21 protein-coding genes are annotated in these 21,710 nt (G+C 69.0%); 11 read left to right on the top strand and 10 right to left on the bottom strand.

Going from position 1 to position 21,710, the window contains the following annotated elements; all coding sequences use genetic code 11:
- Positions 1-16: 16 nt before the first annotated feature.
- Both ACGFH6_RS01160 and ACGFH6_RS01155 read right to left on the bottom strand, forming a co-directional pair.
- Positions 17-931, bottom strand: coding sequence for an alpha/beta fold hydrolase (locus ACGFH6_RS01160; protein ID WP_393379426.1), 915 nt, complete (start codon positions 929-931; stop codon positions 17-19).
- Positions 932-969: 38 nt separating this feature from the next.
- Positions 970-1,512, bottom strand: a complete 543-nt coding sequence (locus tag ACGFH6_RS01155; RefSeq protein ID WP_393379424.1) for a DUF6653 family protein — start codon at positions 1,510-1,512, stop codon at positions 970-972.
- Between the two features lie 172 nt (positions 1,513-1,684).
- On the opposite strand from ACGFH6_RS01155, the gene ACGFH6_RS01150 reads away from it, so the two are divergent.
- The gene (locus tag ACGFH6_RS01150; RefSeq protein ID WP_393379423.1) at positions 1,685-4,567 is read left to right on the top strand and encodes a BTAD domain-containing putative transcriptional regulator; all 2,883 of its coding nucleotides are present in this window, start codon (positions 1,685-1,687) and stop codon (positions 4,565-4,567) included.
- 38 nt (positions 4,568-4,605) lie between these two features.
- Here the strand turns inward: ACGFH6_RS01150 and msrA are convergent, their stop codons facing one another.
- Entirely contained in the window at positions 4,606-5,250 is a 645-nt protein-coding gene (msrA, locus tag ACGFH6_RS01145; protein ID WP_393379421.1) for a peptide-methionine (S)-S-oxide reductase MsrA, read from the bottom strand.
- A gap of 88 nt (positions 5,251-5,338) precedes the next feature.
- A complete protein-coding gene (locus ACGFH6_RS01140) occupies positions 5,339-6,781 on the bottom strand; it encodes a PLP-dependent aminotransferase family protein (RefSeq protein ID WP_393379419.1) in 1,443 nt (480 codons plus the stop codon).
- 62 nt (positions 6,782-6,843) lie between these two features.
- On the opposite strand from ACGFH6_RS01140, the gene ACGFH6_RS01135 reads away from it, so the two are divergent.
- Positions 6,844-7,509, top strand: coding sequence for a YitT family protein (locus tag ACGFH6_RS01135; RefSeq protein ID WP_393379417.1), 666 nt, complete (start codon positions 6,844-6,846; stop codon positions 7,507-7,509).
- 4 nt (positions 7,510-7,513) lie between these two features.
- Here ACGFH6_RS01135 and ACGFH6_RS01130 read toward each other — a convergent pair whose 3' ends face one another.
- On the bottom strand, positions 7,514-7,849 hold the full coding sequence (locus ACGFH6_RS01130) for an ArsR/SmtB family transcription factor (protein WP_393379415.1): 336 nt from the start codon (positions 7,847-7,849) through the stop codon (positions 7,514-7,516).
- Positions 7,850-7,855: 6 nt separating this feature from the next.
- The gene (locus ACGFH6_RS01125; RefSeq protein WP_393379413.1) at positions 7,856-8,287 is read right to left on the bottom strand and encodes an SRPBCC domain-containing protein; all 432 of its coding nucleotides are present in this window, start codon (positions 8,285-8,287) and stop codon (positions 7,856-7,858) included.
- 129 nt (positions 8,288-8,416) lie between these two features.
- Between ACGFH6_RS01125 and ACGFH6_RS01120 the strand changes: the two genes are divergently transcribed.
- The 3 genes from ACGFH6_RS01120 to ACGFH6_RS01110 are packed head-to-tail and all read left to right on the top strand — an operon-like array spanning position 8,417 to position 12,248.
- A complete protein-coding gene (locus ACGFH6_RS01120; protein ID WP_393379411.1) occupies positions 8,417-9,571 on the top strand; it encodes a cystathionine gamma-synthase in 1,155 nt (384 codons plus the stop codon).
- Positions 9,572-10,945, top strand: a complete 1,374-nt coding sequence (locus ACGFH6_RS01115) for a glutamate mutase L (protein ID WP_393379409.1) — start codon at positions 9,572-9,574, stop codon at positions 10,943-10,945.
- A gap of 34 nt (positions 10,946-10,979) precedes the next feature.
- Positions 10,980-12,248, top strand: coding sequence for an AI-2E family transporter (locus ACGFH6_RS01110; RefSeq protein WP_393379407.1), 1,269 nt, complete (start codon positions 10,980-10,982; stop codon positions 12,246-12,248).
- Here ACGFH6_RS01110 and ACGFH6_RS01105 read toward each other — a convergent pair.
- The 3 genes from ACGFH6_RS01105 to ACGFH6_RS01095 form a co-directional block, all read right to left on the bottom strand.
- Complete coding sequence (locus tag ACGFH6_RS01105; RefSeq protein WP_393379406.1) at positions 12,228-12,659, bottom strand: hemerythrin domain-containing protein; 432 nt, start codon at positions 12,657-12,659, stop codon at positions 12,228-12,230. The genes ACGFH6_RS01110 and ACGFH6_RS01105 overlap by 21 nt on opposite strands.
- Positions 12,660-12,732: 73 nt before the next feature.
- Positions 12,733-14,349 (bottom strand): MDR family MFS transporter, encoded by a 1,617-nt coding sequence (locus ACGFH6_RS01100; protein ID WP_393379404.1) that lies wholly within the window; start codon positions 14,347-14,349, stop codon positions 12,733-12,735.
- Positions 14,346-14,948, bottom strand: a complete 603-nt coding sequence (locus ACGFH6_RS01095; protein ID WP_393379402.1) for a MarR family winged helix-turn-helix transcriptional regulator — start codon at positions 14,946-14,948, stop codon at positions 14,346-14,348. The genes ACGFH6_RS01100 and ACGFH6_RS01095 overlap by 4 nt, the downstream gene beginning before the upstream one ends.
- A gap of 270 nt (positions 14,949-15,218) precedes the next feature.
- On the opposite strand from ACGFH6_RS01095, the gene ACGFH6_RS01090 reads away from it, so the two are divergent.
- From ACGFH6_RS01090 to ACGFH6_RS01065, 6 genes are all read left to right on the top strand, one after another.
- Positions 15,219-16,025: a type II CAAX prenyl endopeptidase Rce1 family protein gene (locus ACGFH6_RS01090; RefSeq protein ID WP_393379400.1), complete on the top strand. Its 807-nt coding sequence runs from the start codon at positions 15,219-15,221 to the stop codon at positions 16,023-16,025.
- 51 nt (positions 16,026-16,076) lie between these two features.
- Positions 16,077-16,808: an SDR family oxidoreductase gene (locus ACGFH6_RS01085; RefSeq protein ID WP_393379398.1), complete on the top strand. Its 732-nt coding sequence runs from the start codon at positions 16,077-16,079 to the stop codon at positions 16,806-16,808.
- An 89-nt stretch (positions 16,809-16,897) separates the two neighbouring features.
- Positions 16,898-17,845, top strand: coding sequence for an ABC transporter ATP-binding protein (locus ACGFH6_RS01080; protein ID WP_393379396.1), 948 nt, complete (start codon positions 16,898-16,900; stop codon positions 17,843-17,845).
- 164 nt (positions 17,846-18,009) lie between these two features.
- Complete coding sequence (locus ACGFH6_RS01075) at positions 18,010-18,792, top strand: ABC transporter permease (RefSeq protein WP_393379394.1); 783 nt, start codon at positions 18,010-18,012, stop codon at positions 18,790-18,792.
- Positions 18,792-19,604 carry an ABC transporter permease gene (locus tag ACGFH6_RS01070; RefSeq protein WP_393379393.1) on the top strand — a complete coding sequence of 271 codons (813 nt, stop codon included), beginning with the start codon at positions 18,792-18,794 and terminating at the stop codon, positions 19,602-19,604. Before ACGFH6_RS01075 ends, ACGFH6_RS01070 begins: the two co-directional genes overlap by 1 nt.
- Positions 19,605-19,678: 74 nt before the next feature.
- Positions 19,679-20,440 (top strand): hypothetical protein, encoded by a 762-nt coding sequence (locus ACGFH6_RS01065; RefSeq protein WP_393379391.1) that lies wholly within the window; start codon positions 19,679-19,681, stop codon positions 20,438-20,440.
- Here the strand turns inward: ACGFH6_RS01065 and ACGFH6_RS01060 are convergent, their stop codons facing one another.
- Positions 20,441-21,700 (bottom strand): phosphotransferase, encoded by a 1,260-nt coding sequence (locus tag ACGFH6_RS01060; RefSeq protein WP_393379389.1) that lies wholly within the window; start codon positions 21,698-21,700, stop codon positions 20,441-20,443. It abuts the gene before it with no gap.
- Between the last annotated feature and the right edge of the window lie 10 nt (positions 21,701-21,710).

The raw sequence follows: 21,710 nt of genomic DNA, 5'->3' as shown, positions 1-21,710 counted from the left end.
GGCTCTTCATCCGGGGTCAGCGCTGGACCAGGGCCTTCACGAGCCGGTCGGGCATTGAGGCGAACGGGGAGTGGCTGGACGGCAGGGTGCGGACCACGAACTTGTTCCGGGGTGTCGCCGCGTCGGCCTCGCGGATCATCCGGTCCTGCAACGCCGGCGGGACGGTGTGGTCCTCGGTGGTCCGGATGAACAGACGCGGGACCTTGCCCCAGCGCTGCGCGCTGCCCCGGGCGTCCTCGATCCCCACCCGCACGGGGAGATCCGGGTTGAAGGCGACGGCGAACCTGAGGTAGTCGTCGGTGGTCAGGTCGTTGTACAGCGCCTGCCGGCCGCGTTCGACGTACTCCGGATCGCCGTTGCGCGGGTTGATCCGCACCGCACCGGTGGCCACCGGATCCGCGACGACGATCGCACCGGAGATCCCGGTCTGGTTCTCCGGGAGTTGGCTGTAGTCGTTGGCGGAGGCGAAGTTCACCGGCACATAGGCACTCAGGTACACCAGCCGCCGCAGCAGGTGCGGGACGGCCTCTGCCACGCGGGTGATCGTCAGGCCGCCCATGCTGTGACCGACCAGGGTGACCTTGCCGTGTTCGGCCATCTTCTCGACCTGGTCGGTGACAGCCTTCACGTAGTCCGCGAGGCCGATGTTCGCGATCGGTGACGGCTCGGTCGCGAACGCGGCGAAGTCGTTGCTGAGGTACGACTGCGGGTAGGCGGCGTTGAGCCCGCTGCCGGGAAGGTCGATGGCGAAGGCTCGGTGACCCATCGCGGTGAGGCGTTCGGCGACGTCGTTCCAGTGCGCCGAGGAATGCCAGGCCCCGTGCACGAAGAGGAAGTTCTGCTGGTCGTCGGTGGCGGCTGCCGGTGTGGCCGTGCCTGCGGCACCCGCGAGCGCGACGCCCGTACCGGCGATGAAGGTTCGTCTGTTCATGATCTTGGTCCGTTCTTTCAGTAGGAATTGCAGGGAGGTCAGAACTCCCAGCGGGCGTACTCCGGGCGGCGGCTCTTCATGTCCTCGAAGAGGAGCACCATGCGGTCCAGGCACCAGGCCTTCGCGCACTGCACGATCACGAGACCGGCGACGGCGGCGATCAGGCCCGGCGGCCCCAGTACGACGAGCCCGTAGGTCAGGAGCGCCATACCGAAGACCTGGAATCCGTAGGTGACGTTGGGTGTCCGGGACAGCCGGAACTGGTCCGGGATCTCGACGGAGTTCCGGTCGGCCCAGATGCGCTCGCCGAACATCGCCTTGGACGTCCAGTGGCGCGTCGACGACGGAGCCGGGAACAACACCGGGTTGACGACCATGAAGACCAGCGACAGCCCGATGAGGATCAGCGACCACCAGCCGATCCAGTCCCGGCTCCAGACCGAGATCGCGAGTAGCGGCAGGACAGCGAACCGGGTCCAGACGCTGACCGGATTCGCGTGCCGCATCCAGTTGCCGCCTTCGAGGCCGAACATCCGCGCGAGCCTGGTCTCGCGAGTGGGTGTGGCCGAGTGTGTGCTCATCAGTACCTCCAGGGGGTCGGTGCTTTCGAGACGCAGACTGCGCCGAGGCGCTGCCACCGGATTCCCCTCGCGGGGCCGTTCACTGCCGCGGGGCTGCCGTCGCGCTGCCGTGGCGGCGGCATTGACGAGGCGGCGGGTCCGAGGCAGCGTGAAATGCCGGGGGTGAGATGCCGTGAGGGTGAAGCTGCTCGGCTCGATCGAGGTCGAGGACGCCGACGGGAAGGCCGTCGCGGTCGCCGGGACCAAGCAGCGCGCAGTGCTCGCCATCCTGGCGCTGAACGCGGCTCGGCCGGTGCCGGTCGAGACGCTGGTCGACGCTGTCTGGGGGACCGAGCCGGGCTCGGATGCGCGCAACACGCTGCAGCACCAGGTGTCACGCCTGCGCAAGGCGGTCGGCCGGGAGACGATCACCAGTCAGGGGCCGACGTACGTGCTGGACATCTCGCCGGAGGACGTCGACGCCGTCCGGTTCGAGCGGCTCGCCACCGAGGGACGGGCCGAGCTGCGGCTGGGTGACATCCAGTCGGCCTGCGCCGTTCTCCGCCGGGCCGAACAGCTGTGGCGTGGTCCCGCGTTGACGGAGTTCGACGGAGATTGGGCCCGCGCCGACGCGGTCCGCCTCGAACAGTTGCGGCTGAACGTGCTCGAAGACCGGATCGACGCCGATCTACGGCTCGGCCACCACCGCGAGGTCGTTGGCGAGCTCGAGTCGTCGGTGCGGGAGCACCCGTACTGGGAGACACTCTGGGCGCACCTGACGGTCGCGCTCTACCGCTGCGGGCGGCAGGCCGACGCGCTGGCGGCGCTGCAGCGGGCCCGGTCCTTGCTGGCCGAGGACCTCGGTATCGACCTCGGGCCCGAGCTGCGTGACCTGGAGGCAGCGGTACTGCGGCACGACCCGGCGCTGAACTGGTCGCCTCTGGACGGCTCACCTGCTCGAGCCGGGCCGGCCGGCCAGGGCAACCTGCCGATCCCGCTCACGAGCTTCGTCGGACGAGAAGCCCAGCTGACGCAGGTACGGCGCGCAGTCGGCGAACATCGCCTGGTCACACTGACCGGCGCGGCCGGATCCGGCAAGACGCGCCTCGCGATCGAGGCCGCGTCGGCCAGCGGTGACGACTTCGCCGACGGAGTGTGGATGGTCGAGCTGGAGCCGCTCGCCGATGCGACCGCCGTACCGCAGGCCGTCGCCTCCGCACTTGCCGGCGGTGCCGCCGGGCGGCTGTCGCCCAGCGCGGACGACGGACCCGCGTCGGCCGGAGCCGGCCTGCTCGAATACCTGCGCCCTCGCCAGTTGCTGCTGGTCCTGGACAACTGTGAGCATCTCCTCCCGGGCGTCACCGAGTGGGCGCAGCTGGTGTTGTCGGCTTGTCCACGGCTCCACGTGCTGGCCACGAGCCGCGAACCGCTCGGCATCGTGGGCGAGATCCACTGGCTCGTGCCGCCGCTGGCCGCAACGGAAGCGGTCCGGCTGTTCGAGGAGCGAGCGCAGCGGGTGAGCACCTTCGAGCTCACAGCGGACAACGCGGCCGAGGTTGCAGATCTTTGCCGGCACCTCGACGGGCTCCCGCTCGCGATCGAGCTGGCCGCGGCCCGGACCAAAGCCCTGCCGGTGACCTACATCGCCGCCGAGCTCGGCAACCGCTTCACGCTGCTCGTTTCTCCCGGCCGGATGTCGCCGGCGCGCCATCATTCGCTCCGGGCCACGATCGACTGGAGCTACGACCTGCTGGACGACCGGGAGCGGACCCTGTTCGGCCTGCTCTCGGTCTTCGAGGGCGGCTGCTCGATCGAGGCCGCGATGGCGCTGGCCCGGGTCGGCGGCATCGACCCGGCCGGAACCCTGGATCTGCTCACGCAGCTCGTCGACAAGTCACTCGTCGTGCCTGAAGGAGCAGGACAGCTGAGCGGGCGCTACGGCATGCTCGAGACCCTTCGCGAGTACGGCCGCGAACGGCTCCAGGAGACCGGTCTGCTGGCGGACGCGAGCCGGACGCAGCGCAACTACTTCGTCGCTCTGGCCGAAGACGCCGAGGCCGGCCTGACGTCGAAGGACTACCGGACCTGGCAGCTCCGGCTGGAGTCGGAGTTCGGCAACCTCCAGGCAGCCCAGCGAACGGCTGTCTCCAGCGGGACGTTCGAGGACTCCCTGCGGATCGCCTGCGCCCTGTGGTGGTTCTGGTCGAGCAGTGACCGCCATGCCGTCGGACGTGAGTGGATCGATGCCGCGCTGCGTGGATCAGGTGGTCAGGTGCGCCCCTTGCTGCGTGTCCGCGCGTTGACCGTGAGCTCCTACCTGGCCGGGCAGCAGTTCGATCTGGAGTACGCCGTCGCCGCCGGCGAGCAGGCCCTCGCCCTCGCCAGGGAGTCCGCTGACGCGTGGACCATCGCCTGGTCCCAGCAGTCGATCGGGCTGGCGCTCGAGGTCGCGGGCGATCACCAGCGAGCCGCTGTTCTTCTCGCCGAAGCCCGGGCCGTGATGGATGCGATGGGAGAGCATTGGTACGTCGCTGCGAACGACCTGGTCACCTGCGTTCGAGCACTTCGCTCCGGCGAGCAGGACGACCTCGACAAGGCGAGTCACGAAGTACTCAGCCGGGCTGCCCTGATCGGTTACGAACCGTTCCGCTGCTGGGCGTACCTGATGTGCAGCCGGGTCGCGGAGCTCCGGGGCCAGACCGCGACAGCTCGGGCAGAGGCCGAACGAGCCGTCCTCGCGGCCCGTCGTACCCAGCTCAACCACTATGTGTCGTTCGCGCTGGTCCAGGTCGGCCGGACCGCTTTGCTGGACAGCGATCAGGCCGCGGCCGAAGGCGCTTACCGCGAAGCGCTGATGACAGCCGAGGCAGCCGGAGCAGGCTGGTTCGCGGCCCTCGCCCGCGTCGGCCTCGCCACCGCCCTCCGCTCGAAGGGCGACGACGAAGCGGCATCCCACACCCTCCAGCAGGTCCTCACCTGGGCCGAACACGCCAACACCCACGCCCGCCAGTTCTTCTACCTGGCCTTGGCCGGAGACCCACACACCCTGGCCACCAAGGCCCTGAACCAGCAGTGACCTGGTCTAGGTAGACCAGGTCACCACGTCAGCCCTTGTCAGGCCGGGAACGGTACGCCGGTGTTGCTGTGGCAGCGGTAGCCGTTGGGGTTCTTGTAGTCGGACAGGTACTGCTGGTGGTAGCCCTCGGCGTAGTAGAAGGTGGTGGCGGGGGCGATCTCGGTGGTGATGTCGCCGTAGCCGAGGGGCTTGATGACGGGGGCGTAGAGGTCGCGGGTGCGCTCGGCCTCGGCACGCTGGGCGTCGGTGGTGTAGTAGATCGCGGAACGGTACTGGGAGCCGAGGTCGTTGCCCTGGCGCATGCCCTGTGTCGGGTCGTGGGTCTCCCAGAAGACCTTCAGCAGGTCGGTGAAGGTGGTCTTGGTGGGGTCGTAGACGACTCGCACGGCCTCGGTGTGGCCGGTGCGTCCGGTGCAGACCTCCTCGTACGTCGGGTTCGGGGTGTAACCACCCGCGTAGCCGACGGCCGTGGTGTAGACCCCGGGCTGCTGCCAGAAGATCTCCTCGGTGCCCCAGAAACATCCGGTGCCGAACCAGACCTCCTCGAACCCCTCAGGGGCAGCAGCGGTCTGCGGCGTACCGAGCACGATGTTGTCCGCCGGTACGGCGAATCCGGGCTCCGGCCGGCCGGGCAGTGCGGCCTCGGGCTCGACCAGGGCTGTGTTGCGCTTGAAGAACGACATTCTCACGCCTCTCGCAGAAGTACTCTCATGATCCTTCAACGCCAGGGGTAAGGCGAACCTTCCCCACACCCCTTACGGCGAGATGACGTCAGGCGATCATGGCCGCCGAACGCCGGGCCGGCGCCCCGCCCGTGGTCAGCGACGCGTACGACGCGGCCAACTGACCGACCCCATCACGCAGCGCATCCGTGTCGAGCGTGAACGGCAACCGGATGAACGACTCCAACCCACCATCCGGCGAGAACCGCGAACCGGACACCAGCAGTACGCCGTTGCGCTGCGCGACCCCGACCAGACTCGACCCAACAGGCTCGGGCAACTCACACCACAGCGACAACCCACCACCCGGCACCCGGAACCGCCACGACGGCAACTCCGAAGCCACCGCCGACGCCAACGCATCCCGCCGCCGCGCGAGCTCCGCCCGCCGCTCCGGCAGAATCGCCGACCGCTGCCGCAGCAACCCGGCGACGACCAACTGCTCGAGCACCGGCGCCCCCAGATCCATCGACGCCCGCGCGTCCAGGATCCGCGCGACCAGCGCCTCCGGCACCCGCATCCACCCGATCCGCAGCCCGCCCCAGAACGACTTGCTCACCGACCCGACGGTGATCACGCCCTCGGGGTCGTACGACGCGAACGGCGGCGGCATCTCCTGGCCGTCCAGCGACAGCTCGAACAACGTCTCGTCCACGATCGCCGTCGTCCGGCTGCGGGCGAACGCGATCGCCAGCCGCTGCCGGTCGGCGGCCGGCATCAACCAGCCGGTCGGGTTCTGGAAGTCCACGACCATCCAGGCGGCCCGCGGCGCCGTCTGCCTGATCGTTGCCTCCAGCAAGGGAAGGTCCCAGCCGCCGGGGCTCATCGGCACCGCCACCACCCGGCAGCCGCTGCGCCGGATCGCGTCGACGGAGTTCGGATGCGTCGGACTCTCGGTCAGCACCCGGTCGCCGAACTGCGTGATCGCCCGGATCGCGATCGACGTCGCCGCCAGCGCACCGGCGGTCACGATGATCTGGTCCGCCGTCGTCGGCAACCCGCGCTCCGCATAGGCCGCCGCAATCTCCGAGCGCAGCACCGGCAGGCCCTGCGGGTGGTACCCGGGCGTCGCCAGATGCACCGGCAGGTCCCCGGCAGCCTCCGCCACCGCCGTACTGATCCCCGGTACGGCGGACGGCGCCGCGCAGGTGAAGTCGTAGAGCCCGTCCGTATCGATCCCAGGCGCGTGGTGCCGCCCGAGTTCAGGCGCGACCTTGGACGGGAGGGCGGTCACACTGCCCGACCCGCGGCGACTCATCAGATAGCCGCTGTCGCGCAACTCGCGGTACGCCGAGGCGACCGTCGTACGGCTCACCCCGAGGGCTTCGGTCAACTCGCGCTCGCTCGGGAGCCGTGAGCCAGGGATGATCCGGCCGTCCGCGATCAGCAACCGGAGCCGGTCGGCCAGCACCCGGTACGCCGGGCCGGAGTCGTCGGCCCAGGACCCGAGCAGGCCGGCGAGCGTACTGGCGGGGAGATATTGCCGCTGCATGCAGTCCACTATTGCGCAATTGGCTATCGATCACCAGGCCAGTTGCTCCGCAAACTGGAGAAGTGACCGCCACTTCCCCCGCACCGCCGCGCCAACTGGCGCCCCTGAACCCCATCCAGCAGCTGAAGGCAGGCCACCTGCCCCGGCGCCTGGTCCAGTTGTACGTCGGCCTCACCCTGTACGGCGCCTCGATGGGCCTGATGATCCAGGGCAATCTCGGCCTGGATCCGTGGGACGTGTTCCACTCCGGCATCACCAAGCACCTGCCGCTGAGCTTCGGCACCGTGGTGATCGCGATGAGCTTCGTCGTACTGCTGGCCTGGATCCCGCTGCGGCAGTGGCCCGGGCTCGGCACGATCAGCAACGCGATCGTGATCGGCCTGGTGACGGACCTGACTCTGGCGACGGTCGACCGGCCGGACGCGCTCTGGCTCCGGATCGTGTTCATGCTCGCGGGTGTCGTGGTGAACGCGCTGGCCGGCGCGCTCTACATCGGCGCGCAGTTCGGCCCCGGGCCCCGCGACGGCCTGATGACCGGCCTGGTCCGTCGTACCGGCCTCAGCGTCCGCCTCGTCCGGACCACGATCGAGCTGACCGTGCTCGTCATCGGCTTCCTGCTCGGCGGCGTGATCGGCGTCGGCACCGTCGTCTACGCCCTGTCGATCGGCCCTCTCGTCCACGTCCTCCTGCCGATCTTCACGGTCCGGCTGAAGACCGAGGTGCCCTAGGGGCTTAGCGCTCCAGGTGGGTTCTGAGGGCGTTGAGGCGGTGGTCCCAGTCGCGGGTGAGTGCGGCGAGGAACTGCTGGGCCAGTTGCATCGGGGCGGGCCGGAGGCCGTAGCGGACCCGGCGGCGTTCGCCGTGCTCGGCGGTGACGAGGCCCGCCTCGGCCAGGAGTGCGAGGTGCTTGGCGATCGCCTGCCGGGTGATCGGCAGGCGATCCGCCAGGTCCGTCGCGGTTGAAGGCCCGTTCGCCGCGAGTACGGCGAGTACGCCGCGCCGCCGCGGATCCGCCAAGGCCACGAACACCTGCTCCGCCACCGCCTCGACCTGGTCTGTGGCGGGCATGGCAGGTCAGGCGGCGTCGAGGTAGTCGACGAGTTCGCCGAGTTCGGACGCCCAGCCTTCGGTGTTGGCGCCGAACGCCTTGGCGTACTCGCCGTCCGGCAGTTGCGCGAAGCCCGACTCGACGACAGTCAGCCGGGTGCCGGCGTCGACCGGCTCCAGCGTGAACTCGACGTACGTACGGCGTTCGTCCTCGGCCGGCAGGCCGTAGATGTGCCAGGTGAAGCCGAACGTGGTCGGCTCGTCGACCCGCTCGATCCGCATCTCGGCCCGGTCGCCGCTGGTCCACGTCATCTCCGCGGCTCCGCCCGGCCGCAGGTCGATCTTCGCCTGGTGGCCGAACCAGGTGCCGAGACCCTCGGCCGTGGTCAGCGCCGCCCACACCTTCGCCGGCGGGTGGGCGAGCTCGACGGTCCGCTCGATCTGGTCAGGAAATCCCATCTCAATCCTCCTGGTGAATAGCAACTCTCTGGTTGCGATCCAACATATGGCAACCTGTTGGTTGCGTCAAGAGTCTCGGCGCCGGACGGCCGGTGCGGGACGGAGCAGACCAGGCCGTACGCTGGTCCGGTGAACACGGACCACCACTACGGCTTCGAGACGCTCGCCATCCACGCCGGGAACGAGCCCGACCCCACCACCGGTTCGGTGGTGCCGCCGATCTACGCGACCAGCACCTACAAGCAGGACGGCGTCGGCGGGCTGCGCAACGGCTACGAGTACTCCCGGTCGGCGAACCCGACCCGGACCGCGCTGGAGGAGTGTCTGGCCGCGATCGAGGCGGGCAACCGCGGCTTCGCGTTCGCCAGCGGCCTGGCCGCGGAGGACACGCTGATCCGCTCGCTCTGCGTCCCGGGCGACCACATGGTGTTCCCCGACGACGCGTACGGCGGCACGTTCCGGCTGTTCTCCAAGGTGCTGGGCAACTGGGGTGTCGAGATGACGCCGGTCGCGGTCACCCACCCGGAGGCGATCCGGGCTGCGATCCGCCCGGGCAAGACCAAGATCGTCTGGCTCGAGACGCCGACGAACCCACTGCTGAACGTCGCCGACATCGCCATCGTCGCCCAGATCGCGCACGACGCCGGTGCCCTGCTGGTGGTCGACAACACCTTCGCCACGCCGTACCTGCAGCAGCCGCTGGAGCTCGGCGCGGACGTCGTCGTGCACTCGACCACGAAGTACATGGGCGGTCACTCCGACGTCGTCGGCGGTGGGCTGATCGTCCGCGACGCCGGGCTGGCCGACAAGATCGCCTTCCACCAGAACGCGATCGGAGCGGTCGCCGGCCCGTTCGACGCCTGGCTGGTGCTGCGCGGGATCAAGACCCTCGGCGTGCGGATGGACCGGCACAGCGACAACGCCGAGAAGGTCGTCGAGTTCCTGCAGCGGCACAAGGCCGTCAGCCAGGTGCTGTACCCGGGCATCGACGGCCACCCCGGCCACGAGACCGCCGCCAAGCAGATGAAGCGGTACGGCGGCATCGTGTCCTTCCGGGTCACCGGAGGAGAGCAGCACGCGCTGGACATCTGCAACAAGGCCGAGGTCTTCACCCTGGGCGAGTCGCTCGGCGGTGTCGAGTCGCTGATCGAGCACCCCGGCAAGATGACCCACGCCTCGGTCGCCGGTACGCCGCTCGAGGTGCCGGCCGACCTGATCCGGCTCAGCGTCGGGATCGAGACGATCGACGACCTGCTGCTGGACCTCGACCGCGCGATGGCGTAGTTGGCGGGCCTGTTGGTGGCCGTCGACTTCGGGTCGACGTTCACGAAGGCGATCGCGGTGGACTCCGGCTCGGGCGACCTGGTCGCCCGGGCCGAACACCGGACCACGATCGACACGGACGTGATGGACGGCTGGCACGCCTGCCGGAACGCCTTGCTGGACGTCGATCGCGGCGTCGATCGCGCCGAGGTGCTGGCCTGTTCGAGTGCGGGCGGCGGTCTCCGGATCGGTGTCGTCGGCAACGAAGAGCTGGTCACCGCGGAAGCCGGCCGGCGGGTCGCGCTGTCCAGCGGAGGCCGAGTGGTTGCCGTGGTCAACGGCGGGCTCACGGCAACTTCCCTGAAGGAGCTGCGCAAGGACCGCCCGGACGTGGTCCTGCTGCTCGGCGGCACGGACGGTGGCAACGCGGCAGTACTGCGCAACGCTGCCGAGGTGCTGGCCAGGTACAAGTGGCGTCGACCGGTCGTTGTCGCAGGCAACATTGATGCGCGGGCCGGGATCGGCGAGACCCTTGCGGCTGCCGGTGTACCACACGTCCTGGCGGACAACGTCGTACCCGAGATCGGAGTGTTCGCGCCGGACAGTGCGCGGGCCGCGATCCGGGAGATGTTCCTCGCCCATGTGATCGGCGGGAAGAACCTGTCCCGGGACCCGGCGTTCGCGCGGATGGTCCGCGCCGCCACGCCGGACGTCGTACTGCGCGGAGTCGAGGTGCTGGCCGGGTTGCACGGCGATGTCGCGGTCGTGGACATCGGTGGTGCGACCACGGACGTGCACTCGGTGATCGAGCTCGACCCGGAGGACGCGAACCTCGGGCGCGAGGTGGTCGCGACGCACCCCGTGACGCGCACGGTCGAGGGCGACCTCGGCATGCGCTGGAGCGCGGTCCCAGTAGTCGCCGCCGGCGTCGAGTCCGGTCTCATCCCGGACGATGACCTCCTCAGTACGGCGGCCGCTCGCCGGCACGCGGATCCGTCGTACCTCCCCGACAGCGAGCGAGAGGCGTCGTACGACGAGTTGCTCGCGAGGGTTGCGGCGACGGTGGCGTTGCGGCGGCACGCGGGTCGCCAGCGGATTGTCTTCGGGCCGGGCGGTCGGGTGATCGAGCGGTCGGGCAAGGACCTGCGCGAGGTGGACCTGCTTGTCGGGTCCGGAGGAGTGCTGCGGCACAACGGGCCGGATATCGCCGCGCGGATCCTGGGCTCCGTCGGGGTGAACGCACAGGAGGAAGGCTGGCTCGTCCCGGAACGCGCCGAGGTCTGCGTCGACAAGGACTACGTCCTCGCCGGCGTCGGCCTGCTCGCCGACCGCGCCCCAGCCGCAGCCGAAGGGCTCGCGGCGCACATTCATGGAACGGTCCGCACCGGGCACTAGTCTCAGCACCAAGCGCGTGAGCTGCGGAGGTGGCATGAGCGAGTCGGGGCGGGGCGACGAGACCGAGGTGCCGGACGTCGGGCGGGACCACAAGAGTCCGGTGGCTGACAACGAGGTGCTCGACGAGGCCAGCGCGACGGTGGTGGCCGACGATCACCAGATCGCGTCGTCCAGCCGGGGGAGCGTGGACACAGGCGTCACTCCGGGGATGCAGATCGCCAGTGCCTGGGCCTGGCGGTTCCTGGTGATCGTCGCGGCCGTGCTGGTGATCGCGTACGGGATGCGCTATCTGTCCGAGGTGGTCGTCCCGGTCACGGTCGGCGTACTGCTGACGGCTCTGCTGGTGCCGGTGACGGACGGCCTGCAGCGGCTCCGCATTCCCCGCGGTCCCGCGGCGGGCATCACCGTCCTGGCGACCATCATCCTCGTCGCCGGACTGCTGACCCTGGTCGGGACGCAGATCGCCGGCCAGTTCGAGAGTCTGTCCACACAGGTCGGCGAAGGTGTGCAGAAACTGCGCGACCTGGCCCGGATCAACTTCGGGCTGAGTGACCGCGACATCACCGACGCCTTCAAGCGATTGCAGGACGAGATCACGTCCGGTGGTGCTCTCGGTCAGCGGGCGGCCGAGGTCGGTACGACGGCGACGCATGTCGTGGCCGGCCTGTTCATCGCGCTGTTCTGCCTGTTCTTCTTCCTCTACCAGGGCGAGCGGATCTGGGCGTGGCTGATCCGGTTGTTCCCGCGGCAGGCGCGCGAGAAGGCCGACTCGTCCGGGCGGAAGGCGTGGGTCTCGCTCACGGCGTTCGTCCGGGCCACCATCATCGTCGCGGCGGTCGACGCGATCGGGATCTCACTGGGCGCGGCGATCCTCGGTCTGCCGCTGGTGAGCGCGATCGGCATCCTGGTGTTCGTCGGCGCGTTCATCCCGGTCGTCGGCGCGCTGATCAGCGGCGGGGTCGCCGTACTGGTCGCGCTGGTCGCCAAGGGACCGATCATCGCGATCATCATGCTGGCCGTGGTGATCGGCGTCCAGCAGCTCGAAGCGCATGTGCTGCAGCCGTTCCTGCTCGGCCGCGCGGTCAGCGTCCACCCGCTCGCCATCATCTTGTCGATCGCCACCGGCGTGGTCATCGCCGGGATCGTCGGCGCGCTGATCGCCGTACCGACGGCCGCCGTACTGAACGCGATCGTCAACCACCTGGCCGGCAACGACGTCGATCCGGAACCACCGCGACCGTTGCCGCGCAGATACCTCTTCCGGGAGAGACCCGCGGCGGAGTCAGCGGAAGGGGAGGGCTAGGCGCCCCGTCCCGTCGTCATCGAGGGCGTTCAGGGCGGTGACGAGTTTGCGTTCCTCGTAGGTGAAGTGGGTCTCCATCAGGGCGGCCACGGTGTCGAGCTCCCGCTTCCGCTCGGCCGGATCGAGTTCGGCGAGTTTCTCCAACCGCTGCAGGGCTTCCGCGATGATCAGGTGATCACGGGCCAGCTCCTCGAGCACCGGGCGAAGGTCGGGGTACTCCTCCGCGAGCACCAGGAACGCGCCGTCGTCCTCACCGGTGTGATGACGGGTGAGCGCCCCGCAGAACGCGAGACAGTGGGCCAGGAGATCCCTGCCGTCCGGTGCCGTCTGTTCCCGCAGTACGTCGATCTGGTCGCGGAGTTGATCGTGGAAGGCGACGAGCTGGTTTCCGAATCCTTGCAGGCGTGACATCACCGCAAGCCTAACGTGCGACGACCGGCCGCCCTCGGGAGAGGACGGCCGGTCGTTCGGTTGGTGCGGAGGGTCAGTGCATCGCGGCGGCCCCGGAGGCCTCCATCGAGCCTTCCTCGCCCTCGCCTTCCGGCTTCGGTCCATCGTCGGAGCGGCCGGCCAGCCGCTGCTCCGGGGTGATGATCGCCAGGACCAGTGCGATCGCCAGGAACGGCAGGGAGACCAGGAACACGTCGCCCATCGCGTCGACCAGACCGTGCAGGGCCCAGCCCTTCATCGGCTCCTTCAGGCCGTGCAGCGCCTGGACGCTGTTGGCCGCCTTGGCGAGCCCGTCGACCACGGTCTGGGTCGCGTTCGGAACGATGTCGCCCAGGTGCTCCTTGAGCCGGCTGGTCAGCACCGCGCCGTACACCGCGGTACCGATCGCGCCACCCATCGAGCGGAAGAAGGTCATCGTCGAGGTCGCGCTGCCCATGTGCTTGCGGGGCACGCTGTTCTGCGCGGCGGTGACGGTGATCTGCATCGACAGACCCAGACCGGCGCCCATGATGAACATGTAGATCGCCAGGTGCCAGTACGGCGTACCCAGGCTCAGCGTGGACAGCAGCAGCATCGCGCCACCGACCAGGACCGCGGAGATCATCGGGTAGACCTTGTAGCGCCCGGTCTTGCTCATCAGCTGACCGCTCGGGATCGACGCGGAGAAGATACCGACGATCATCGGCAGCAGCGCCAGGCCGGACCGGGTCGGCGACATGTCCTTGACCGCCTGCAGGTACAGCGGCAGGAAGATCAGCGCACCGAACATCGCGAACCCGAGCAGGAACGCGTACCCGGCGTACCCGGAGAAGATCCGGCCCTTGAACAGGTCCATCGGGATGATCGGCTCGGACACCCGCAGCTCGACCAGCACGAAGGTGACGGCCAGTACGACGGACGCGGCCAGCAGGGCGATCGTGGTTCCGGTGCCCCAGCCGTTGGTCGGGCCGCTCCAGGAGACGGCCAGCAGCAGCGAGGTGACGGCTCCGGTGACCACCGCGGCACCGAGGTAGTCGATCTTGTGTGAACGCTTCACGTGCGGCAGCCGGAGGACGGCGCCGACGATGCCCAGGGCAACGAGTCCGATCGGCAGGTTGATCCAGAAGATCCAGCGCCAGCCGGGACCGTCGGTGAGCAGACCGCCGAGCAGCGGGCCGGCCACGGACGACAGGCCGAAGACGGCACCGAAGTACCCCATGTACTTACCGCGCTCGCGCGGCGGGATCACGTCGCCGATGGTGGCGAAGGCCAGTGACATCAGGCCACCGGCGCCAAGACCCTGGACGGCCCGGAAGCCGATCAGCATCTCGATGTTCTGCGACAGCGCGGCCAGCACGGAGCCGGCCAGGAAGGTGACGATCGCCGCGATGAACAGCGGGCGACGGCCGTACAGGTCGGAGATCTTGCCCCACAGGGGCGTGGAGGCGGTCGAGGTCAGCAGGTACGCCGTGACCACCCAGGACAGCTTGTCCAGGCTGTTGAACTCGCTGACGATCTGCGGCAGCGCGGTTCCGACGATGCTCTGGTCGAGCGCCGCCAGGAACATGCCGGCCATCAGGCCGCCGAGGACGACGAGGATTTGTTTGTGGGACAGGTATCCCGGAGTTTCAGGCGCAGCGCCGCCGGTGGTGGCGGGCTCGGTGGTGCTCATGTGGTGCTCCCCAGCTTCTTGTCGGTGTTCTCGCGAGCAGCAGGGTCGCCGCTGGTCGCGAAGTCTTGGGTACGGCGCTCTGCCGCGGGTGTCGGGCGTAGCCGCGGGGCAACAGCGGCCCAGCCCTTGTCTGCCCAGCTCTTCTCGATGGCCGGGTCGGTCAGGCTCGCGACTCCGTCGGCGAACCGTGTCATCAGGCGCTCGAAGGTCAGGACGTCGTCTTCGGACCAGCCGTCCATGGCCGCGCTCAGCAGCTCCATCCGGCGTCGGGCGCCGGCGTCCCACTCCTCGATGCCCTTCTCGGTCAGCTCGACCCGGAAGGCGCGGCCGTCGTCGGGGTCGGGGGAGCGGCGGACCAGGCCCAGCTGCTCCAGCGACCGCACATGGCGGCTCGCGGTCGAGGCGTCCAGCTCCATCCGGTTGGCCAGGTCGGACAGGCGCAGCGCTCCGCTGCACCGCAGTACGAACAGCACCAGGTGGACGCTGTGGTCGATCGTGTCCCCGGGCTGCTTGGCCTTCAGCCGCCGGCCGATCCTGGTAAACGCGTGCAGCACGCCCTCGATCGGGGTCTGCGGAGAGTACGCGTCGTTTACTTGCATGCTGCAAGCATATACATGCTTGCGTGATACACGCAAATGAGTTTCCAAGGTTCTTGAGTGAGCTGCCACTCACTTACTTACAGTTTTCAGCTGGTCACTGTTCGTGGCAGACGAGAATCGGTACACGATCTAGTGACGGCGGACGGGTGCGTTCTGTGACGCAGGGTGGGTCTAGGACCCCGGTGGTTGGTCGGTCTGGCACCCTGGCCTGCCCCTCTCACCGCAACGAGGCTGGCTCGGGAGACATTCCTGCGAGCTGCTGGGGGACGCGTGACGGCGATCGACGACCGGTCGGTGGACAGCAAGGCGACGACGAGGCGCCGGCTGCTGGAGTTCGGAGCGGTCTGTATCGCCCTGACCTGGTTGCCCTGGGCGGTCCTGGGCGTGCTGGGCGCGAACCTCGACAAGGGCGGCGGGATGCTCGTCTTCGTCCTGGCGGCGTCCGGGCCGTCGCTGGCCGCCTTGGGGATGTGGCTGTGGCGGCGTGAGAAGCAGCGGCTGATGACGTGGTCGTGGCGGTGGCCGCTCGCCGCCGTACTGCTCGGTGCACTTCCGCCACTGGCGGCGTCAGCGCTGACCGGACACCTCGCCGCGTTTCCCGACCATGCCGCCGACGTGATTGCCGGCGCCGGCGGACCACTCGGGGCGCTGGCCTACACGTTCCTGGCCGGACCGGTCTCGGAAGAGTTCGGCTGGCGGGGCTATGTGCAGCCCCGGCTGCGCAGGTATCACGGGCAGTTGGCCACCACCGCGGTCCTGGGCGCGGCGTGGGGGCTCTGGCACGTGCCGCTGTACTTCCTGAACGGCACCGGTCAGCATGACGACGGGCTGTTCACCCAGCAGGGACTGACCTTCTTCCTGGGGCTGTTCCCGCTGACCTACGTGATGCTGTTCGTCACCGAACGCCTCCGTGGCGGCGTACCGGCGGCGATCCTCGTGCACGCGGCGTGGAACCTCAGCGAGGAGCTGATCCCTCCGCTCGGCAACGGTGTCTGGGTGGAACTTCTGGTCGTGACCGCCACGGCCGCCGCGGTCGGCTGGTACTGGCGACGCGCTCCCGCGGCGCCGTCGTACTGAGGATCCTGCGATCCTGGACGCCGATTCGGCGAGCGACAGGAGAGAACCAGGATGGCGCAGGTAGCAGTGGTGACCGGTGGTGGTTCGGGGCTCGGGCGCGAGATGGCGCTGGCGCTCGCGGCGGCTGGGTTCGAGGTGACTGTCACCGGGCGGACCGAGGAGAAGCTGCGCGAGACCGCTGCCCTGTCGGCTGAGGGGAGAGTGCGGACCGCGGTGCTGGATGTCGCCGATGGCGGGGCGGTGCGTGCGCTCTTCGGTGAGCTCGAGCGGATCGACGTACTGGTCAACAACGCGGGGACCGGCGCGCCGGCGGCTGGGGTGGAGGATCTGGCCGAGGAGGACTGGCGGCGGGTGGTGGACACCAACCTGACCGGGTCGTTCCTGTGTGCGCAGGCGGCGTTCGCGTTGATGCTGCGGCAGGACCCGAAGGGTGGACGGATCATCAACAACGGCTCGATCTCGGCGCATGTCCCGCGGCCGCAGGGGATCGCGTACACGGCCAGCAAGCACGCTGTCACCGGTTTGACGAAGGGCCTCGAGCTGGAAGGCCGTGCGCACGGGATCACGGCCTGCCAGATCGACATCGGGAACGCCGCGACCCCGATGACCGAGCGGATGGGGCAGGGCGTGCTGCAGCCGGACGGGTCGATCGCGGTCGAGCCGACGTTCGATCCGAAGATCGTGGCGGACTTCGTGGTCCGGATCGCCCAGCTCCCGACGTCGGTCGCCGTACCGCACCTGACAGTGATGGCCGCGGGCATGCCGTACGTCGGCCGCGGTTGACCTCCAGTCGTGTTGAGGTTCTAGCGTCGATGGATGGAACCGCCCGAAACGACAAGAAACTGTCGGCCGGCCCGTCTAGGGTCGGGACCGTGAGTGAGCAGCGGGAGTCCCTGGTCCATGTCCGTGGACTGCGGAAGTCGTACGGCGACTTCGAGGCGGTCAAGGGCATCGACCTGGATGTGTGGCGCGGGGAGGCGTTCGGGTTCCTCGGGCCGAACGGCGCGGGCAAGTCGTCGACGATGCGGATGATCGGCGCGGTCTCCCCGACCAGCGGCGGCACCCTGCGGATCCTCGGCATGGACCCGGCCACCGACGGCCCGTCGATCCGGGCCCGGCTCGGCGTGTGCCCGCAGGACGACACCCTCGACACCGAGCTGTCCGTCCGGGAGAACCTGACCATCTACGGCCGGTACTTCGGTCTGAGCCGGGCGGAGTGCCGTAGTCGCGCGGACGAGTTGCTCGAGTTCGTCTCGCTCACCGAGAAGGCGGACGTCAAGGTCGACGAGCTCTCCGGCGGGATGAAGCGGCGGCTGACGATCGCGCGCTCGCTGGTGAGCAACCCCGACCTCCTGCTGCTCGACGAGCCGACGACCGGGCTCGACCCACAGGCCCGGCATCTGTTGTGGGACAAGTTGTTCCGGCTGAAGCAGGCCGGCGTGACGCTGATCATCACCACGCACTACATGGACGAGGCCGAGCAGCTCTGCGACCGGCTGGTCGTGATGGACGGCGGTCTGATCGCGGCCGAGGGGTCGCCGGCCGACCTGATCCGGGACTACTCGACGCGTGAGGTGACCGAGCTGCGGTTCGGGCCCGAGGTCATGTCGTCCGACCACGACGCCCTGGCAGGGAAGGTCGAGGACCTGGCCCAGCGCATCGAGGTGCTGCCGGACCGCCTGCTGCTCTACACCGACGACGGCGAGCACGCGGTCGCGGCGGTGCACGAGCGCGGTCTGCAGCCGGCCTCGGTCCTGGTCCGGCGCTCGACCCTCGAGGACGTGTTCCTCCGGCTCACCGGCCGGACGTTGGTGGATTAGGGCATGTCTCCCAACTCCCCGCCTACTGTGCGGCACTCGGCACGGCACCTCACCGCACGTGAGCAAAGGCCACGATGCTCCGCATCGAGACCTTCGCTCCCGCACGCCGATGCACCGCACCGAGCACCTGCTCGCTACGGCGCGGAGTTAGGAGACACGCCCTGATGGCGCTCGCACTGGAGAACGGCCGTCGCCAGTTCGACTACTGGCTGACCGTCTACAAGCGGACCTGGAAGGGCACGCTGATCAGCAGCTTCCTGCTGCCACTGCTCTATCTGGCCGCGATGGGGATCGGCCTCGGCTCCTTCGTCGACCGGAACGGGACGGGTGCGCTCGGTGGCGTGAGCTACCTGCAGTTCATCGCGCCCGGGTTGCTGGCCGCCACCGCGTTGCAGGTGGCTGTCGGCGAAGCGACGTACCCGGTGATGAGTGGACTGAAGTGGCAGAAGTTCTTCCACTCGATGATCGCGACGCCGCTGCGGCCGGTGGACGTGGTCGGCGGTCAGCTCGGCTTCATCGCCTTTCGGGTGGGCAGCACGTGTGCGGTCTTCCTGGCGGTGATCGCGGTGTTCGGCGGACTGGAGTCGCCGCTCGGTGTGCTTGCGCTGCCGGTGGCGTTGCTGGTCGGGATGGCTGCCGCGGCGCCGGTCGCGGCGGTGGCGTCGAGGCTGGAGAACGACTCCGGCTTCGCGATGATCTTCCGCTTCGGGGTGATCCCGGCGTTCCTGTTCTCCGGTGCGTTCTTCCCGGTCTCGCAGTTGCCGAACTGGATCGAGTGGCTCGCGTACCTCAGCCCGCTGTGGCACGGCGTGGCCCTGTCCCGTGATCTGGCGATGGGCACGATCAACCCGCCGCTCGCGCTACTCAACGTCGTCTACCTGCTCACCTGGTTCGCGGTCGGCACGTGGTTCGCCGTCCGCGGCTTCACCAAGAGGCTGGTGGGCTGATGACGACCCTCACCGCCCGGGTCGTCCCGGTCCCGGCCCGCGTCCTCGGCGGCGGCCGCGGCCGGCACATCGTGGAGCGCAACTTCCTCCTCTACCGCCGGTCCTGGATCGTCTTCCTGTCCGGCTTCTTCGAGCCGCTGTTCTACCTGCTCTCCATCGGCATCGGCGTCGCGCAACTGGTCGGCGACTTCACGCTGTCCGACGGCACCACGATCGGGTACGCCGCCTTCGTCGCGCCGGCGATGCTGGCCAGTTCGGCGATGAACGGTGCGATCTTCGACTCGACGTACAACATCTTCTTCCGGATGAAGTACGCGAAGCTCTACGACTCGATGCTGGCGACGCCGCTGCGACCGTGGGACATCGCGACCGGCGAGGTGACCTGGGCGTTGCTGCGTGGTGCCTGCTACTCGGCGATGTTCATCGCGGTGATGCTGGGGATGGGCCTGATCACGTCGTGGTGGGCGCTGCTCGCGCTGCCCGCCTCGGTCCTGATCGCGTTCGCGTTCGCCGGCGCGGGGATGGCGCTGACGACGTTCATGCGCAGCTGGCAGGACTTCGAGTTCGTCCAGCTCGCGGCGATGCCGATGTTCCTGTTCTCGGCCACCTTCTATCCGGTCGAGACGTACCCGGAGGCCATCCGCTGGCTGGTCGAGATCACCCCGCTCTACCAGGGCGTCGTGCTCGAACGCGCGCTCACCACCGGCACGGTCGGCTGGTTCCTCCTCGTCCACGCCCTCTACCTCGCCGCCATGGGCACGATCGGCATGTACATAGCCTCCCAACGCCTCGGCAAGCTCCTGCTCAAGTAGCTCGACGTACCCGATCGGGAACTCTGTGGAACCAACCGGGTTTACATCGGCGTCCGATTGGCATGATCCGGCGGGTGAGGAATCCGATCGGGGTGTTGCGGCGGAGCCAGCAGGTGCGGTCCCAGTTGAAGGCGCCACGGGAGCGCTTGCCGGGTGGCAGCCGCCGATGGATCCGGTCGTCGATGGAGTGGATGATCACCGAGTTCGGCCGCGACGTTGTGCTGCGGCCGATCGTGCTGCCCACCGACCTCATCCCGGCCGGGTACGACGGCAGCCGGCCGGCCGCGGAGGAGTTGTGCCGGCTGGTCGGCGAGCGGATGGATCTTCGGCCGGACCAGTGCGCCCTCAGCTTCGAACTCGTCGGTGACGGCATCCGGCGGCCGGCGTACCGCAGGTCGGCAGCGGTGGTGAAGGAACCGTCCGGACGGTGGATCCGCGGCGCCGAGCGCAACCAGATCCAGCTCTCGCCGACGCTGGCCGCGGACCCGGTCGCGCTGATCGCGATCTTCGCCCATGAAGCCGGGCACGAACTGCTGCTCGGCAGCAGCCGGATCTCGGTGGCGCGCCGGCCCGACCACGAACCGCTCACCGATCTACTCACCGTGTTCTACGGACTCGGGATCTTCACCGCGAACGCGGCGTACGAGCGACGGCCGCGACCGAACGGGCGGGGCAAGCAGCCGCTGGCGCGCGGGTACCTCCGTGAAGCCGCGTTGTCCGAGGCGCTCGCGTACTACGCCTTGCTGCGCGGAGAGCGTCGTCCGACGTGGGACCGGCACCTCGATCCGCCGGTCCGCCGCGGTATGCGCAACCAGTTGGCCGTGCTGCACCGATGACTACCGCGCAAGGATCCGACGGAGCCACCAGACGCCGCCGCGGAGCATCGACTCCTTGCTCGGTCCGGACAGGTGATACGGCAGGTGCGCGTAGGTCATGACCTGGTGGAGTGCCCCCAGCTCTTCGGCCAGCTCGAGCGCACGACGCAGGTCCGCGGGCGAGGCGTACGACTCCCACTCGGCCAGATAGGCATCCTTCAGCCGCGGATCCGCCGACAGCGGCGACCGTTGCTCGAAGAACGTCACGAGGTCCAGGAACGGATGGGACACAGCGGCGTCCGTCCAGTCGAAGGCCAACACCCGGCCGTCCCGGACAGCGAGGTTCCGCGGATGCAGATCACCGTGCAGCAGAGTCTCCGGTACGCCGATCGCCGCGAGCTCGGTGATTGCCTCACGCAACTGTTCCGCTCGTCTCGGCAGCAGCGCGCGTTCCGCGGGTTCGAGCCGATCGGTGGCGGGGGTCGGCCCGAGCAACCGATCGATCTCTGCCTCGAGTACGGCGAGCCGGCGGTCGACACAGCTGAACTCCAGCAGCCGATCCGGCTGATCCGCATAGCTGCGCTGCAACCTGGCATGCCCGCGCAGTGCGTCGATCCACAGCGGAACGTCCGGATAGTCGGCCAACGGGGGTCCGAGGTCCGGCAGCAACATCCACGCCCGCTTCTCGTCCACGGCCAGGGGCGCAGGCACCTCACCGGGCCGCTCCTCGGAGAGCTGCTTCAACAACATCGGCTCGTGCGCGAACAACAACGGCAGCGCATCCGCCCGCGCCGGCCGGATGGTGCTGGAGTGCGCAAGTGCCTTGAAGTACACGTCTCCCTGCGCCGTCGGGATACGCAGTACGTTCGACAGCCCCCACGAGCGCACATGGGACCACGGACCCGTCCGCGCGAGCTGTTCGTCGATCCACGGCAGCGCTTCGTCGTACCAGCCCGGCCCGGTCCACGCCGGCGTCACGGGGGAGTCCGCCGGCAGGGCGAGGTGTTCGCGCGCGGCCACGACCGCCGGATCGTCGAGGTCATCCACCCACCGGGCATCCGCCGGAACCGTGCCGGTGGAGAGCATGAGGTAGGTGGTCGGCTCTTCGTCGAGGCAGGTGAGGACGACGGCCTCGATCGACAGCTGCTCGCGCAGCGCCCGGATCGCAGCCTGCACGTCCGGGAACCAGAACTTCTCGGCGACCTCCACCTGCGGCAGACCGGCAGGCAGCACGAGGACCGCCTCGTCCGACGGGCGAACCACGACAGCCGTGACCTTCATGAGCCGCAGC

This window comes from Kribbella sp. NPDC049227 (assembly GCF_043197265.1).
In the GTDB taxonomy this organism is placed as follows: domain Bacteria; phylum Actinomycetota; class Actinomycetes; order Propionibacteriales; family Kribbellaceae; genus Kribbella.
The sequence above is the reverse complement of the archived record's forward strand: the minus strand, read 5'-3'. Positions and strand labels throughout refer to the sequence as shown.

Excerpts from the sequence above, each read along its gene's own strand:
- ACGFH6_RS01095 (WP_393379402.1), bottom strand. The coding sequence starts at position 14,948 with ATGCAAGTAAACGACGCGTACTCTCCGCAGACCCCGATCGAGGGCGTG.
- ACGFH6_RS01160 (WP_393379426.1), bottom strand. The coding sequence starts at position 931 with ATGAACAGACGAACCTTCATCGCCGGTACGGGCGTCGCGCTCGCGGGT.
- ACGFH6_RS01105 (WP_393379406.1), bottom strand. The coding sequence starts at position 12,659 with ATGTCACGCCTGCAAGGATTCGGAAACCAGCTCGTCGCCTTCCACGAT.
- ACGFH6_RS01110 (WP_393379407.1), top strand. The coding sequence starts at position 10,980 with ATGAGCGAGTCGGGGCGGGGCGACGAGACCGAGGTGCCGGACGTCGGG.
- ACGFH6_RS01100 (WP_393379404.1), bottom strand. The coding sequence starts at position 14,349 with ATGAGCACCACCGAGCCCGCCACCACCGGCGGCGCTGCGCCTGAAACT.
- ACGFH6_RS01125 (WP_393379413.1), bottom strand. The coding sequence starts at position 8,287 with ATGGGATTTCCTGACCAGATCGAGCGGACCGTCGAGCTCGCCCACCCG.
- ACGFH6_RS01140 (WP_393379419.1), bottom strand. The coding sequence starts at position 6,781 with ATGCAGCGGCAATATCTCCCCGCCAGTACGCTCGCCGGCCTGCTCGGG.
- ACGFH6_RS01085 (WP_393379398.1), top strand. The coding sequence starts at position 16,077 with ATGGCGCAGGTAGCAGTGGTGACCGGTGGTGGTTCGGGGCTCGGGCGC.
- msrA (WP_393379421.1), bottom strand. The coding sequence starts at position 5,250 with ATGTCGTTCTTCAAGCGCAACACAGCCCTGGTCGAGCCCGAGGCCGCA.
- ACGFH6_RS01070 (WP_393379393.1), top strand. The coding sequence starts at position 18,792 with ATGACGACCCTCACCGCCCGGGTCGTCCCGGTCCCGGCCCGCGTCCTC.
- ACGFH6_RS01060 (WP_393379389.1), bottom strand. The coding sequence starts at position 21,700 with ATGAAGGTCACGGCTGTCGTGGTTCGCCCGTCGGACGAGGCGGTCCTC.
- ACGFH6_RS01075 (WP_393379394.1), top strand. The coding sequence starts at position 18,010 with ATGGCGCTCGCACTGGAGAACGGCCGTCGCCAGTTCGACTACTGGCTG.
- ACGFH6_RS01130 (WP_393379415.1), bottom strand. The coding sequence starts at position 7,849 with ATGCCCGCCACAGACCAGGTCGAGGCGGTGGCGGAGCAGGTGTTCGTG.
- ACGFH6_RS01155 (WP_393379424.1), bottom strand. The coding sequence starts at position 1,512 with ATGAGCACACACTCGGCCACACCCACTCGCGAGACCAGGCTCGCGCGG.